This window comes from Rhizobium sp. CB3171, assembly GCF_029714265.1.
GTDB lineage: Bacteria > Pseudomonadota > Alphaproteobacteria > Rhizobiales > Rhizobiaceae > Rhizobium.
The window spans coordinates 2867574-2882152 of the sequence record NZ_CP121652.1; the positions used below are offsets into that span (position 1 = coordinate 2867574).

General features: G+C 61.5%; 11 protein-coding genes and 1 pseudogene. 2 read left to right on the plus strand and 10 right to left on the minus strand.

Annotation, left to right across the window (positions count from 1 at the left end; genetic code table 11):
• Positions 1–164 precede the first annotated feature (164 nt).
• Both QA648_RS13955 and dgoD read left to right on the plus strand, forming a co-directional pair.
• Positions 165–932 carry a FadR/GntR family transcriptional regulator gene (locus QA648_RS13955; protein ID WP_283047545.1) on the plus strand — a complete coding sequence of 256 codons (768 nt, stop codon included), beginning with the start codon at positions 165–167 and terminating at the stop codon, positions 930–932.
• 63 nt (positions 933–995) lie between these two features.
• Positions 996–2144: a galactonate dehydratase gene (gene dgoD / locus QA648_RS13960; RefSeq protein ID WP_104824409.1), complete on the plus strand. Its 1149-nt coding sequence runs from the start codon at positions 996–998 to the stop codon at positions 2142–2144.
• 152 nt (positions 2145–2296) lie between these two features.
• On the opposite strand, the gene QA648_RS13965 is transcribed toward dgoD, so the two are convergent.
• The 10 genes and pseudogenes from QA648_RS13965 to QA648_RS14010 all read right to left on the minus strand — a co-directional run bounded on the left by QA648_RS13965 (position 2297) and on the right by QA648_RS14010 (position 14572).
• Complete coding sequence (locus tag QA648_RS13965; RefSeq protein WP_283047547.1) at positions 2297–3952, minus strand: GMC family oxidoreductase N-terminal domain-containing protein; 1656 nt, start codon at positions 3950–3952, stop codon at positions 2297–2299.
• Between the two features lie 75 nt (positions 3953–4027).
• Entirely contained in the window at positions 4028–4795 is a 768-nt protein-coding gene (locus QA648_RS13970) for a 3-ketoacyl-ACP reductase (RefSeq protein WP_283047549.1), read from the minus strand.
• Positions 4792–6309, minus strand: coding sequence for a GMC family oxidoreductase (locus QA648_RS13975; RefSeq protein WP_283047551.1), 1518 nt, complete (start codon positions 6307–6309; stop codon positions 4792–4794). The genes QA648_RS13970 and QA648_RS13975 overlap by 4 nt, the downstream gene beginning before the upstream one ends.
• Positions 6306–7424 (minus strand): sn-glycerol-3-phosphate ABC transporter ATP-binding protein UgpC, encoded by a 1119-nt coding sequence (gene ugpC, locus QA648_RS13980; RefSeq protein WP_283047552.1) that lies wholly within the window; start codon positions 7422–7424, stop codon positions 6306–6308. The genes QA648_RS13975 and ugpC overlap by 4 nt, the downstream gene beginning before the upstream one ends.
• 4 nt (positions 7425–7428) lie before the next feature.
• Entirely contained in the window at positions 7429–8310 is an 882-nt protein-coding gene (locus QA648_RS13985; protein ID WP_104824414.1) for a carbohydrate ABC transporter permease, read from the minus strand.
• On the minus strand, positions 8307–9188 hold the full coding sequence (locus tag QA648_RS13990; protein ID WP_104824415.1) for a sugar ABC transporter permease: 882 nt from the start codon (positions 9186–9188) through the stop codon (positions 8307–8309). Before QA648_RS13990 ends, QA648_RS13985 begins: the two co-directional genes overlap by 4 nt.
• A 128-nt stretch (positions 9189–9316) precedes the next feature.
• A complete protein-coding gene (locus tag QA648_RS13995) occupies positions 9317–10567 on the minus strand; it encodes an ABC transporter substrate-binding protein (RefSeq protein WP_260303157.1) in 1251 nt (416 codons plus the stop codon).
• A 118-nt stretch (positions 10568–10685) separates the two neighbouring features.
• Positions 10686–12194 (minus strand): aldehyde dehydrogenase family protein, encoded by a 1509-nt coding sequence (locus QA648_RS14000; protein ID WP_283047556.1) that lies wholly within the window; start codon positions 12192–12194, stop codon positions 10686–10688.
• Positions 12194–12967 (minus strand): enoyl-CoA hydratase/isomerase family protein, encoded by a 774-nt coding sequence (locus tag QA648_RS14005; RefSeq protein WP_104824418.1) that lies wholly within the window; start codon positions 12965–12967, stop codon positions 12194–12196. Before QA648_RS14005 ends, QA648_RS14000 begins: the two co-directional genes overlap by 1 nt.
• A pseudogene (locus QA648_RS14010) lies at positions 12960–14572 on the minus strand (acyl CoA:acetate/3-ketoacid CoA transferase). Before QA648_RS14010 ends, QA648_RS14005 begins: the two are co-directional and overlap by 8 nt.
• Between the last annotated feature and the right edge of the window lie 7 nt (positions 14573–14579).

Here is a 14579-nt window from a genome sequence, read left to right on the forward strand (position 1 = left end):
TATGATAAATCATCATACCAGTCAATTGCCAATGTATGATGATTATAATAGTGTGACTTTTGGCAAGGATGGCCCGCCAAACGCGCCGACGCTTATCGCCATGCGGAATAAATTCCGCTAAGCAGAGGCTCGGCCGCGCGGGAGAACGGCTGCGGAGAAGGCAATTGGATTCGTTTGAACAGCAAGAGCAAAGGCTGAACGGAGCGGCGGAGCGCCGTCCGCGCGTGCGCAAGAACGTCACGGCGGCGATCGCCGAGGACATCTGTTCCGAACGCTATCCTTCCGGCTCGCCCCTGCCGCGCGAAAACGATCTCTGCGATCTCTACGGCGTCAGCCGCACCGTCATCCGTGAATCCCTGAAGATCCTCGAATCGAAAGGGCTCGTGCGCGGCAAGCCGCGCATTGGCACCACCGTCTGCGATAAGGACGACTGGAATATCCTTGATCAGGACGTGCTAGAGTGGATGGGTCCTTATATCGCCGAATTCGATATTCTCGGCTGCATTCTCGAGGCGCGGCGTACCATCGAGCCGGTGGCCGCCGAATATGCCGCCGAGCGCGCCACCGCCCAGGAGATAGCCGATCTCGAAAAAGCCTGGCAGCAGATGCGCGATTCCGGCGATGATCCCGAACGCTTCACCGAAGCCGACGTGATGTTCCATACGGTGCTTTTGAGCGCCAGCCACAACCAGGTGTTCCGCCGCCTGTCGAGCGCCATCCATGCCGGGCTGAAATATGCATTGCATGCTTCGAATGTCGCGGTGGACAGCCGTGATGAGGCGATCGCCGTCCATGGCGATCTGGTGGAGGCGCTGCGCCTGCGCAACCGCACCTCTGCGCGCGACTGCGCCCATCGCATGCTCGATCTTGCCACCCGCGACCTTGCCGCCGCCGAAAAAGCGATCGGGCGGGTGGAGAAAAACAAGACCTGAAATCCCGAAATCCGCGGCCTGGCGCCGCTGATATGATCCAAAAGCCGAAACGGAAGCGTTCCCATGAAAATCACCAAATTGACCACCTATATCGTGCCGCCGCGCTGGATGTTCCTGAAGATCGAAACAGACGAGGGCATCACGGGCTGGGGCGAGCCAGTGGTCGAAGGCCGGGCTTTGACCGTCCAGGCCGCCGTGCACGAACTGGAAGACTATCTGATCGGCAAGGACCCCTTCCTGATCGAAGATCACTGGAACGTCATGTACCGCGCCGGCTTCTATCGCGGCGGCGCCATCCACATGTCGGCGCTTGCCGGCATCGACCAGGCGCTCTGGGACATCAAGGGCAAGGCGCTTGGCCAGCCGATCCATTCGCTGCTGGGGGGCCAGGTGCGCGACAAGATCAAGGTCTATTCCTGGATCGGCGGCGACCGCCCTTCCGACGTCGCCAACAACGCAAAGGACGTCGTCGCCCGCGGTTTCAAGGCGATCAAGCTCAACGGCTGCGAGGAAATGCAGATCGTCGACACCTACGACAAGGTGGAGAAGGCTGTTGAGACCATCGCCACCATTCGTGAGGCGATCGGCCCCTATATCGGCATCGGCGTCGATTTCCACGGCCGCGTCCATCGCCCGATGGCCAAGGTTCTCGCCAAGGAACTCGAGCCCTACAAACTGCTCTTCATTGAAGAACCCGTGCTCTCCGAAAATCGTGAAGCCCTGAAGGAAATCGCCAATCATTGCTCGACGCCAATCGCGCTCGGCGAGCGGCTCTATTCGCGCTGGGACTTCAAGTCGGTCCTGTCGGACGGCTATGTCGACATCCTGCAGCCTGACCTTTCCCATGCCGGCGGCATCACCGAATGCCGCAAGATCGCGGCGATGGCCGAAGCCTATGACGTGGCGCTGGCACCGCATTGCCCGCTCGGCCCGATCGCGCTTGCCGCCTGCCTGCAGGTCGACGCCGTCAGCTACAATGCCTTCATCCAGGAACAGAGCCTCGGCATCCACTACAACAAGGGCAACGACATCCTCGACTACATCTCCAACAAGGAAGTCTTCCACTATGCCGACGGCTTCGTCAGCATCCCGCAAGGCCCCGGCCTCGGCATCGAAGTGGACGAAGCCTACGTCATCGAGCGCGCCAAGGAAGGCCATCGCTGGCGCAACCCGGTTTGGCGGCATGAAGATGGCAGCGTAGCCGAGTGGTAAGAGTTCTCCTCCCATAAACGAAACGCCCCGAACTTCGGGGCGTTTTGTTTTCCAGAGCGGTTCAGCGTTTCACGGAATCGCTATCCCGCTCTATCCCTTTGTTTTTACGCATTCCGGACGGAAAACCGCTGCGCACTTTTCCTGGAATTGCTTTAACGAACATCCGCCCGCGCTCGCGGCCGCGTGTCATTGCGCTCCCAGGAGAAAATCGCCGGCGGTAGCGGATCCCGATCGCGGATGATATCCGCGCCTTTCTCGCCGATCATGATCGTCGGGCCGTTGGTGTTGCAGGAGGGCACGCGCGGCATGATGGAGCTGTCGCAGACGCGCAGGCCCTCGAGCCCTCGCACCTTCAGCTCGAGATCGACGACCGCCATGGCGTCCGTGCCCATCTTGCAGGTGCCGACGGGATGATGGTCGGTCTTGGCGTTGGCGCAGCCATAGTCGAACAATTGCGCCTCCGTTGTCAGATTGCCACCCGGCAGCCGCTCAGCCAGCACAAAGGGCTTCAGCGCATCCTGGCTCATGATGTCGCGGGCGATCCGTAGGCCTTCGAGCGACATCTTCATATCGTGCGGATCGCTCCAATAGTTCGGATCGATCAGCGGCGCGGCGGATGGGTCGGATGAAGAGAGCCGCACCGTGCCGCGCGAGCGCGGGTGCAGATAGGCGGAATTTAAAGTTACGCCGGCATTCTTCAGCCGCGCAACGCCGGCTTCGATGCCGGAGCCGAGGCCGAGATGGAACTGGATATCCGGCGAGCGGGCATCGGGATCGGCATACCAGAAGCCGCCGGTCTCGAAGAGCGACGAAGCGACGGGACCGGAGCGGAACAGCAGATATTGCAGTCCGGCCCAGAGCGTACGATGCAGCTTGGCGACATTGTCGTAGGTGTGGTCGCCGGTGCATTCCGAGATGACGAAAAGATCGAGATGGTCCTGCAGATTGCCGCCGACACCTGGCAGGTCGTGCGCGACCGGCACACCGACCGAGGTTAGGTGATCGGCCGGGCCGATGCCGGATTGCAAGAGCAGCTTCGGCGAACCGATGGCGCCGGAGGAGACCAGCACTTCCCGCTCCGCTCGGATGATCTCGGCGCCTTTGTCCGTCGCCACCTCTACACCGATAGCTCGGCGGCCTTCGAGAACAATGCGCGCCACCCGCGCACCGGTACGGATGGTCAGGTTCTTCCGATCCTTGATCGGCGATAGGTATGCCAGCGAAGCCGACGAGCGGCGGCGGTTGCGCTGCGTCAACTGATAGAAGCCGACACCCGCCTGCTGTCTGCCGTTGAAATCGTGATTATAGGGGATGCCAAGCTCCTGGCCGGCACGGATATAGGCATCGCAGATCGGCAACGCCGATACTGGCATGGACACGCCGAGCGGACCGCCATAGGAATGATAGTCATCGGCAAAGCGCTGATTGTCCTCGGCGCGTTTAAAGTAAGGCAGCACGCTGCGATAGTCCCAGCCTTCGCAGCCATCCTCGCGTGCCCAGAGATCGTAGTCGACAGCGTTGCCACGCGTGTAAAGCTGTGCATTGATCGAGGAGCCGCCGCCGATCACCTTCGCCTGCGTATAGCGCAGCACGCGGCCCTTCATATGCCTCTGCGGCACCGTCTCCCAGCCCCAGCTCGCCACCCCCTTGGTCATCTTGGCGAAGCCGGCCGGCATATGGAACAACGGATTCCAATCACCGCCGCCAGCCTCCAGCAACAGGACTTTCACCATGGGGTCTTCGCTCAGACGGTTGGCGAGTACGCAGCCCGCCGGTCCGGCGCCGGTGATGATGTAGTCGTAGCTCATTCCAGTCCTCAAATTTATCATGTTCCCGGCACGAGAACGCATTTCCCTCCTCCCGATGGGGCAAGGGTAAATCCTTCACAGCCGCCCGATCCCCAGCCCACCATCCGCGGGGATCACCGATCCCGTGGCAAAACCGAAGCCACCTTTGGCTAACGCCGCGACGATGCTGCCGACATCGCCCGTCTCGCCCCAGCGCTTCATCGGCACCAGGCCGCCATCGATCAATGCGTCGTATTTCTCCGAAACTTGCGCCGTCATGTCGGTGCGGATGATGCCGGGCCGCACCTCGAAGACGGCAATGCCGGTCTCGGCCAGTCGCAGCGCCAACCCCTGCGAGAAGGCCGAGAGACCGGCCTTGCTGATGCAATAATCCAACCTCTCAGGCGAACTCAGCGCTGCCGAGACCGAGGTGATGTTGATTACCGAACGCGACGGCGACATCTTCGCCGCGAGCATCGAACGAACGATCGCCTGGGTAAAAAACACCGTGCCGCGCAGATTGACGTCGATGATCCGGTCGAAATTTTCTGGCGCCAAATCAAGGAAATCGCCGCGCACGACGGGGCCAATGCCGGCATTATTGACCAGGCAATCGATCTCGCCCAAAGCCGCCCGGATCGTCTCGACGGTTCCCATGTGTCCCGAGAGAGCGGCAAGATCAGACTGCAGATAGATTGCCCGCCCGCCATTCCCCTTCAATTCCGCAAGTTCCGCCAACGGCGGCTCTACCTCGACACCGGTGATCGCCAGATCGAAACCGCTTCTCGCCAGCGCCCGCGCAATACCGAAACCGATCCCCTTGCGGCCGCCGGTGACGACAGCGATCGGGCGCCTAGCCTTCATGACCGAAGCTCCTCCCCCATGATATAATCGGCCACGCGCAACGCTTGCGCGGCCACGGTCAGCGCCGGATTCACCGCCGCCGAAGTCGGCAGGAAGCTGGCGTCGACCACGAAAAGATTGGGGTGATCGAAGGCGCGGCAGAAGACATCGAGCGGCGCGCTCGAGCCGTCATTGCCGATCTTGACCGTGCCGCATTGATGCGACGGTGTGCGCTTGTCGAAGGGACGTGACAGCACAATCGGGAATCCGGCCCTGCGCAGCACGCTCTTCAGCTTCTTCACCAGATCGAGATGCGCCTGCCAATTGGTGCGCACCCACTGCAGCACGATGCGGTCGCCGTCGACCGTGATCCGGCTTTCCGGCGACGGCAGATCCTCGCTCATGGCATAGAAATCGATGGCATGGGCGGAAAGCCTGTTCAGCAGCCATTCCGGCACAGTCGGCATATTCGCCTTGAGGATCGTGCCGGAAACGCGTCCCAAAAGCTGAACATTGCCGAGCGGCGGCCCGCCTTCGCCATCCGAGAGATAGAAGTCGTTGAAGCCGAAAGTCTTCTGATAGACCGAATCATTCCGATACCAGGGCGAAATCGCCAGCACGGCAGAGGAATTATGGTTCATGAAGTTGCGGCCGACCTGATCGGAGCGATTGGCAAGCCCGCGCGGATTGGCTTCGTCAGCCGATCTCAGCAGCAGCACCGCCGACTGCACCGCCCCGGCCGCAAGGATTACCAGCTTCGGCCGCACGACATGAGCTTCTCCATAGGCGGAATAATGCACCGCGGCGATCATCCGCCCATCAGCGGCGGCCTGGAGCCGCGTGACGCGCGCGCCGGTTTTCAGCTTGACGTTCGGATATTGCAGAGCCTTGGCAAGCGCCACCGTCTCGGCATCCATCTTGCCGTCGGCACTATGCGGATGCGCATCCCAGGGCGTACGGCCCTTGACAAGCCACTTGTCGATATCGACGCCCAACGGCAGCGAATGCGGATGCATGCCACTGTCCTTCAGTCGCTTGCGGACACTGGCGATTGCCGGCTCGTCGGGTACCGGTGGAAATGGATAGGGTTGCGAATGCGGCGGTTCCCAGGGATCGTCGCCGAGGCTGCCGCGCACCTGATAGAGCTGCTCCGCCTCGCTATACCAAGGCTCCAGCTCCTCATAAGGAAAGGGCCAGGCCGGCGACACGCCGTCCAGATGCCGCATCTCCTCGAAATCCTCGCGTCGGTAGCGGATCAGCACCGCACCGTAGAACTTCGAATTGCCGCCGACATTGTAGTAGTTGCCGGGATTGAACCCCTTGCCGTCCTTCTCGTACCAGGTCTCCTTCGGGCGGAAATGGCCGTGCAGGAAGATCGCCCGCTGGTCGCGGTTTTCCGGCCGATCCTCCAGCCGTTCGCCGGCCTCGAGAATCAGGATATTGGCGCCAGAGTCTGCAAGGCCGGAAGCGACGGTCGAACCGCCGATCCCCGAGCCGATGATGACGATATCCGGTTCTGCCATACCGCCGCTCACGCTATCCGAACCTGGCTCTGCGGATCGAAGAACACCGCCTTGTCGAGGTTGAAGGCAAGCCGTGTCGTCTGCCCGGGGGCAATGCGGGCATCTGCGCGCAGCCGCGCCACGACGGATTTACCGCCGAGGCGGACGATCGCGAAAGTATCCGAACCGGCCGGCTCGACCACCTCGATCAGGCAGTCTCCTTCGGCCAGCGAATGGGCATTGCGGTCCGCACCATCAAGGTCGGTCAGCGCCTCCGGCCGAATGCCGAAGATCACGTCCTTGCCGGCATGGGCGCCGAGACCCGCGCCGCTGCCGTTGACAGGCAGCTTCAGGGGGGCCGCGCCATTCGGTCGGTCGAGCGAGACCTGTAATCCGGACGGCCCGCTCTCCACCGTCGCGGTCAGCAGGTTCATGGCGGGCGAACCCATAAAGTCCGCAACGAAGGTATTGGCAGGGTGATTGTAGATTTCCGCCGGCGTTCCGAATTGCTGCAAAACACCGTCCTTCAGGACGGCGATCTTCGTGGCCAGCGTCATCGCTTCGATCTGATCATGGGTGACGTAGACGATCGTCGTCTTCATGCGCTGATGCAGGCGCTTGATCTCGGTGCGCATGTCGACGCGCAGCTTGGCATCGAGGTTGGAGAGCGGCTCATCGAACAGGAAGACCTGCGGATCGCGCACCAGCGCCCGGCCCATGGCGACGCGCTGGCGCTGGCCGCCGGAAAGCTGGCTCGGCTTGCGGTCGAGCAGATGGCCGATCTGCAGCATGTCGGCCACTTGCTTGATCGCCTTGTCGCGTTCCTCCTTCGGAACTTTGCGGATTTCCATGCCGAAGGCGATGTTGCCGGCAACCGTCATGTTCGGATAGAGCGCATAGGACTGGAACACCATGGCGATATCGCGTTGCGACGGCGCCAGGCCGTTGACCGAGCGGCCGGCAATGGCGATGTCGCCCGAGGTGATCGGCTCCAGCCCGGCAATTGTGTTGAGCAGGGTGGACTTGCCGCAGCCGGACGGGCCGACGAGCACGAGAAATCCGCCCTTTTCGATTTCGATATTGATGTCCTTCAGGATTTCGAGCGATCCATAGGACTTGCGCAGATTGGTGATTTTCAGGAAGGACATGGTCTTATCCCTTGACGGCGCCGGACATCAGGCCGCGGACGAAAAATCGGCCGGAGACGATGTAGACGATGAGGGTTGGCAGGGCAGCGAGGATCGCGCCGGCGAAGTGGACATTGTATTCCTTGACGCCCGTCGACGAGCTGACGAGGTTGTTGAGCGCGACCGTCATCGGCGTCGAACTGACGCCCGAAAAGGACGCGCCGAACAGGAAGTCGTTCCAGATATTGGTGAACTGCCAGATGACCGAGACGACGATGATCGGCCCCGAAGACGGCAGCAGGATGCGCCGGAAAATCTGGAAGAAGCTCGCCCCGTCGATCTGCGCGGCGCGGACCAGCTCGGTCGGAAAGGCCTCGTAATAGTTGCGGAAATAAAGCGTGGTGAAGCCGAGGCCGTAGACGATGTGGACGAGGATCAGCCCCCATATGGTCCCGGCGATGCCGAAGAAACCGAGGATGCGCGCCATCGGGATCAGCACGATCTGGAACGGGATGAAGCAGGAGAGCAGCAGCATACCGAAGAAGATTTCCGCGCCGCGGAAACGCCACTTCGTCAGCACATAGCCGTTCAGCGCGCCGACCATGGTGGAGATGGCGACGGCGGGCACGACCATCAGGATCGAGTTGATAAAAAAGGGCCTGAGCCCCGTCGGCTGCACGCCGATCTGCGCCGTCGACCAGGCCGATATCCAGGGCTCGATCGTCCAGGTCTTCGGCAGGTTCAGCATGCCGCCCTGGCGAATCTCTTCAAGCGGCTTGAAGGAATTGACCAGCATCACATAGAGCGGCAGCAGGTAATAGACGGCAAACAGGATCAGCGCCGCATAGATCAGCCCACGGGTCAGCTTGCCGTGCGAGATGGCGTTTTGCGGATTGGGGTTGCTCATGCGCGTTTCCCTCCGCCGATTTCCGAATAGAGATAGGGGATGATGATGGCAAAGATCATCGCAAGCATGATGATCGCCGACGAGGCGCCAATGCCCATCAGATTGCGGGTGAAAGTGTAGGAATACATGAAGGTAGCCGGCAGTTCGGTCGCCTGCCCCGGCCCGCCGCCAGTCAGCGCCACGATCAGGTCGTAGGCCTTGATGGCAAGGTGGGCGAGCACGACGAAGGCCGAGAGGAACACCGGCCGCATCAGGGGAATGATGATGCGGCGATAGGTGGTAACCGCCGACGCGCCGTCGATCTGCGCCGCCTTGATGATTTCGTTGTCGACGCCGCGAAGGCCGGCAAGGAACATCGCCATGACGAAGCCCGAAGACTGCCAGACGGCGGCGATGACGACGCAATAGATCGCCATCTTCGAATCCTTGATCCAAGTGAAGGAAAAACTCTCCCAGCCCCAGAGATGCATGGTGTTCTCAAGCCCGATGCCGGGATCGAGAAACCATTTCCACGCCGTTCCCGTGACGATGAAGGACAGCGCCATCGGATAGAGATAGATCGGCCTCAGCAGCCCTTCGGCACGGATTTTCTGGTCGAGCAGGATAGCGAGGGCGAGGCCGAGCGCCGAGCAGATGGCGATATAGAGGGAAGCGAAGATGCCGAGATTGGTGATTGCGCGCCACCAGTGCGGCAACGCCCAGAGCCTATCATAGTTGGTGAAGCCAATAAGATTATAGGATGGCAGCATCTTGCTGTCGGTCAGCGACAGATAGCCGGTATAGGCGATAAAGCCATATACGAAGATCAGAATGACGACGAAGCTCGGGGCCAGCACCAGCTTGGGCAATAGCACCTGCATTCGACTGCGACTGTTCATGGTCGAACACCTAGTTTGATTATCTGCGTACGGAGCAAGTGGTGCCCTCACCCGAACCCTCTCCCGCGAGCGGGGAGAGGGTGGCCGACAGGCTGGGTGAGGGGCGGCACTCCTTGCTCCGAACTACCTTACTTCGCCGCCGCAACCGCCGAGACGAGTTCCTTGACCGCGTCATCCGACGACAGATCGCCGTTGAATTCGCGGGTTACGACGTCGTAGATCGCGTTCTTGACCGCCGCCGGATTGGCGTGGCCATGGGCCATGGAGCCCATCAGCGTGCCGTTCTTGTTGGCTTCGGCCAGATCCTTGATCGCCTTCTTGCCGCAATCATCGAAGGCGGTATCCGGAACGTCGGTGCGGGCCGGAACCGAGCCCTTGACGACATTAAAAGCCGACTGGAAGGTCGGGCTTTCGATCGAGGACGCCATTTGCATCTGCGCCGGGATCTTGTCGGCGGAGACCTTGAACATCGCGAATTGGTCGGAGTTGAAGGTCACCGAGCCCTGCGTTCCCGGGAAGCGGATGCAGACGAAATCCTTACCCGGCACCTTCTTCGCCTTCAGGAATTCGCCCTTGGCCCAGTCGCCCATGAACTGCAGGCCGGCCTTGCCTTCGATGACCATGCCGGAGGCAAGATTCCAGTCGCGGCCGGAGAAGTTGTCATCGACATAGGAGCGCAGCTTCGTCATGCGGTCGAAGGCTTCCTTCATCTTCGGGCTGCCGAGCGTATCGGGATCGAGATCGATGAAGGCCTTCTTGTAGAAGTCGTTGCCAAACGAGAGCACGACGGCGTCGAAGATCGTCGCATCCTGCCACGGCTGGCCGCCATGGGCGATCGGCGTGATGCCTTGCTTCTTGAAATTGTCGAGCAGCGCGATCAGCTCGTCCCAGTTCGCCGGTACCTTGCCACCGGCCTTGTCCAGCGCTTCCTTGTTGATCCACACCCAGTTGGTGGAGTGGACGTTTACGGGAGCGGCGATCCAATGGCCGTCATATTTGGAGAATTTCTGCAGGGCGGTGGGGACCACCTTGTCCCAGCCTTCCTTATTGGCGACCGCATCGAGATTGCCGAGCGAACCTTCCTTGGCCCAGTCGAGAATGTCGAAGCCGAGCATCTGCACGGCGGTCGGCGGATTGCCACCCGTGACGCGGGCGCGCAGAACGGTCATGGCCTCGCTGCCGCCACCGCCGGCAACCGGCATGTCGACCCAGCCTATGCCCTTCGATTCCAGATCCTTCTTCAGGACTTCCAGCGCCGACGCCTCGCCGCCCGAGGTCCACCAATGCAGGACTTCCACACTTTCGGTGGCATGCACTACGGTCACGGTGCCCGTCATAAGAAGGGCAGCCGCAGCCACAGATGTCATCAATTTACGCATATTTTCCTCCCGGTTTTAAACAGTTGCGCAGCAAGACCTCCTCCCGCTGCTTCCTCCCTGTTCCGCGCTCTTCGCGAGGAACAAATCGACCATGGCCTCCCAGCCATGGGCATTCATCTCACCTCGGCATCCACCAGCCGGTGCGCCGGCCGATATGCATGTTGAGCGTTTTTGTCTCGGTATAATCTTCCACCGCATGCCGGCCGAGCTCGCGCCCGAGTCCCGATTGGCGATAGCCGCCGAAGGGCAGTTCCGCCGCACCATCCATGAAGGTGTTCATCCAGATCGTGCCGGCCCGCACCCGTCGCCCGATCGTCAGGCAGGTATCGAAATCGCGGCTCCAGACGCCGGCGGAAAGGCCGTAATCGATGGAATTGGCGATGCGGATCGCATCTTCGGTCGTCTCGAACGTCAGCACGGAAAGGACAGGTCCGAATACCTCCTCCTTTGCCACCGCCATCTCCGGTTTAACGTCTGCGAGAATGGTCGGCGCCATGTACTGGCCGAAGCCGAAATCGATCTGGCTGCCGCCATGCGCCACGGTCGCGCCGCTCTTTGCCGCGCCGGAAACATAGCCCTGGATCTTCTGCAAATGTTGCGGCGTGATGATCGCGCCCACTTGCGTGGAAGGGTCGAGCGGATCGCCGACCCTCACCTTTTCCGACAGGCTGGCGATACGCGCTGTGACATCCTTGGCAATATCGCGATGGATGATCAGTCGCGAGCCGGCATTGCAGCATTCGCCGGCGTTGAAATAGGCGCCGAACACCGCGGCATCGACGAACTCATCGAGATTGGCGTCGGGAAAAACGATCTGCGGGTTCTTGCCGCCGAGTTCGAGCGAAACCTTCTTCAGCGTCTGCGCCGCACTCGCCATGGTCAGTCGCCCAACGCCGGTCGAACCGGTGAAGGAGATCATGTCGACATCCGGATGGCTGGTCATCGGCGCACCGACATCGGCACCCGTTCCGACGAGGATATTGACGACGCCGGCCGGCACGCCGGCTTCCATCAGGATTTCGCCGAGCACCAGAGTCGAGCCAGACGTCAGCTCGGAGGGTTTGACCACCGCCGTGCAGCCGGCGGCCAGTGCAAAAGGTAACTTTTGACTTACGATAAGGAACGGGAAATTCCAGGGCGTGATGATCGAGACGACCCCGATCGCTTCACGCAGCACGACGCCCATTGTGCCGTCACCAAGCGTGTTGTAGCTCTCGCCGTGCAGATCACGTGCAAGGGCGGCTGCATAGCGCCAGATATCGGCGGAACCGGCAATCTCGCCGCGCACCTGGGTAATCGGCTTGCCGGCCTCGATGGCGTCGAGATAGGCGAGCTCCTCGGCTCGCGCCGAGATCATGTCGGCAGCCTTCAGCAGGATATTGGAGCGTTCCGCCGCCGTCATGCGCGGCCAGGGACCGTGGTCGAATGCCTTGCGCGCGGCCGCGATAGCCAGATGCGCATCGTCCTTAGTCGCGGATTTATAGCGGCTGACGGTGACGCCATGGCTCGGCGCCACGCGCTCGATCGTGCCGGTCTCGATGCCTTCGACCCATTTGCCGTCGATCAGCATCTTGAATTCGCGCACTTTTACATCGGGAAGCGCCTGTGGCTTCACAAGAACCGTCATCACCATTCCCCCTTGAACTCGGCGGCGCGTTTGCCGGCAAAGGCCGCAACGCCCTCCTTGAGGTCGCCGGTTTTGGCGACCAGGATCGATCCCAACGCCTCGACGGCGGACCCATTATCCTCGCCATTGGCCGAAGCGATCATCAGCTTTGCAATCTCCAGCGCCGCCGGTCCGCGCGTGGCAATCCGCGCTGCGTAATCCCTGGCGGCGGCAAGCACCGTTCCCGTTTCGACGACCGCGTCCACAAGACCGTAGGCGCGTGCTTCCTCGGCGGAAAACATCTCTCCGCCCAGCACCATGCGCCGCACGATCTGCGCGCCAAACCGCTTGGTAAGCCGCTGCGTACCGGACCAGCCCGGAACCATACCAAGGCTGGTTTCCGGCAGGCCGATCCTGATCTGGCTTTCCGCAATGCGGATATCGGCCGCAGCCGCCAGTTCCAGCCCGCCGCCGAGCGCATGACCATTCAATGCGGCGATCACCGGCATGCGGAGCGTCGCCAGCCGCTCGAAAACACGATGGCCGAAGCGCACCCAGGCATGGCCGAACTCGTTGGCCGCCATACCGCCCCAGGCCTTGATATCGCCGCCGGCCGAAAAGGCCTTGCCTTCGCCGATAAGGATCGCGACGCGGACGGAACTATCCGCCTCCACATCGTCGCAGGCAGCGGCCAGCGCCTTCAGCATGTCAATGTCGAAGGCGTTGAGCTTTTCCGGCCGCGAGACGGTAATCGTCGCGACGGAACCTTCTACGGAAACCTTGACCTCACCCATGGCGCGCTCCTTCCAGAACACGCTTGGCCTTGGCGGGCAGCCTCAGACCGATAGGCGCGTCTTGAAACAAAGCCGCATCCATCATCTTCAGCCGGTCGGAGACGAGCAGCGGGAATTCCGACTGATCGAGAATATGCGCCTCCAAATCGACGCCGGGCGCGATCTCCGTAAGCAACAAACCATCCGGCGTCAGCTTCATCACGCAGCGCTCAGTGACATAGGTGATATCCTGCCCCTGTGCGATGCCGCGGGGGCCAGAGAAGGTAACGTGCTCGACCGCGTTCACCAGCTTCTTCAGCTTGCCTTCCTTCTCAATGACAAGCCGGCCATCCTCAACACCAAGCTTCGCGCCAGCATTGAACATGCCGGAGAAGACGATCTTCTTCGCCCGCGCGGTGATATCGACGAAGCCGCCGGCGCCGGCCGTCACATGCGGCCGGAAGCTGAGGCGGGAGACATTGACCGAACCGTCGCGGCCGATCTCCAGGAAGGAGAGAAGCGAAGCGTCGAAACCGGCGCCCTGGAAATAGGTGAACTGATAGGGCGACGGCATGAAGGCGTCGGCGTTCGACGCGCAGCCGAAAGCGAAATCGAGTAGCGGCACTCCCCCCACCGCCCCTTGCTCGATCACCCAGGTGACCGCGCCATGCAGCCCCTCTTCCATCAGGATACGCGGCACATTGGCCGAAATGCCGAAACCGAGATTGACGGCGCTGCCGGATTGCAGCTCCTGCGCCACCCGCCGGGCAATGACCTTCTGGATATTGAATTCCGGCACACGGAAGCTGTCGAGCGGCCGAAAGATCTCGCCCGAGATCGCCGGATCGTAAAGCGTCTGCGTAGTCTGTTTCTGATCCGGATCGACAATGATATAGTCGACAAGAACTCCGGGGATGCGCACATCATGCGGTTTCAGCGAGCCTTCCTTGGCAAGGCGCTTGACCTGGGCAATGACGATTCCCCCATTGTTGCGGGCGGCGAGCGCCTGGTCGAGACCGCCGAGATAGGCGCCCTCATGCTCATAGGTGAGATTGCCGCGCTCGTCGGCAGTCGTCGCCCGGATGATTGCCACCTGCGGCGCGATCGCCTTGAAATAAAGCCAGTCTTCCCCCTCGAACGGGATGCGCTTCACCACCGGCTCGGCTCCGGCTGCCGCATTCATGGCGCAGCCCTCGCGGTTCGGGTCGACGAACGTATCGAGGCCGACCTTGGTCAACACGCCGGGACGCTTGGCGGCGGCCTCGCGATGCATGTCGAAGAGATGCCGGACGGAATATTATAGGCCGCGACATCGTTGTTGCCGATCATCTGCCAGATCAGCGGCGGTTCGGAACTCGACGGGCCGGACGGATAGGAGCCGCCGATGATCGTCTTCAGCAGACCTTTCCTGGCAATATGATCGACGCCCTTGATGCCGCTCATATCACCGGCGGCGATCGGATGCAGCGTCGTCAGGTCACGCGGATGGCCGGTCGCGTCGAAACGCTCGCCGATCGCCTTCAGCATCAGGTCCGGGCAGCCGAGACCGCTTGAGGAAGAGACGGAGACGATGGCGCCATCGGGGATCAGGGCAGCCGCCTCGGCGGGGGTGATGTGCTTGTTCATCGCGACG

Coding starts and splice junctions, on each gene's coding strand:
- QA648_RS14000 (WP_283047556.1), bottom strand. CDS start 12,194: ATGACGGTTCTTGTGAAGCCACAGGCGCTTCCCGATGTAAAAGTGCGC.
- ugpC (WP_283047552.1), bottom strand. CDS start 7,424: ATGTCCTTCCTGAAAATCACCAATCTGCGCAAGTCCTATGGATCGCTC.
- QA648_RS13995 (WP_260303157.1), bottom strand. CDS start 10,567: ATGCGTAAATTGATGACATCTGTGGCTGCGGCTGCCCTTCTTATGACG.
- QA648_RS13970 (WP_283047549.1), bottom strand. CDS start 4,795: ATGAAGGCTAGGCGCCCGATCGCTGTCGTCACCGGCGGCCGCAAGGGG.
- QA648_RS13990 (WP_104824415.1), bottom strand. CDS start 9,188: ATGAACAGTCGCAGTCGAATGCAGGTGCTATTGCCCAAGCTGGTGCTG.
- dgoD (WP_104824409.1), top strand. CDS start 996: ATGAAAATCACCAAATTGACCACCTATATCGTGCCGCCGCGCTGGATG.
- QA648_RS13985 (WP_104824414.1), bottom strand. CDS start 8,310: ATGAGCAACCCCAATCCGCAAAACGCCATCTCGCACGGCAAGCTGACC.
- QA648_RS13965 (WP_283047547.1), bottom strand. CDS start 3,952: ATGAGCTACGACTACATCATCACCGGCGCCGGACCGGCGGGCTGCGTA.
- QA648_RS14005 (WP_104824418.1), bottom strand. CDS start 12,967: ATGGGTGAGGTCAAGGTTTCCGTAGAAGGTTCCGTCGCGACGATTACC.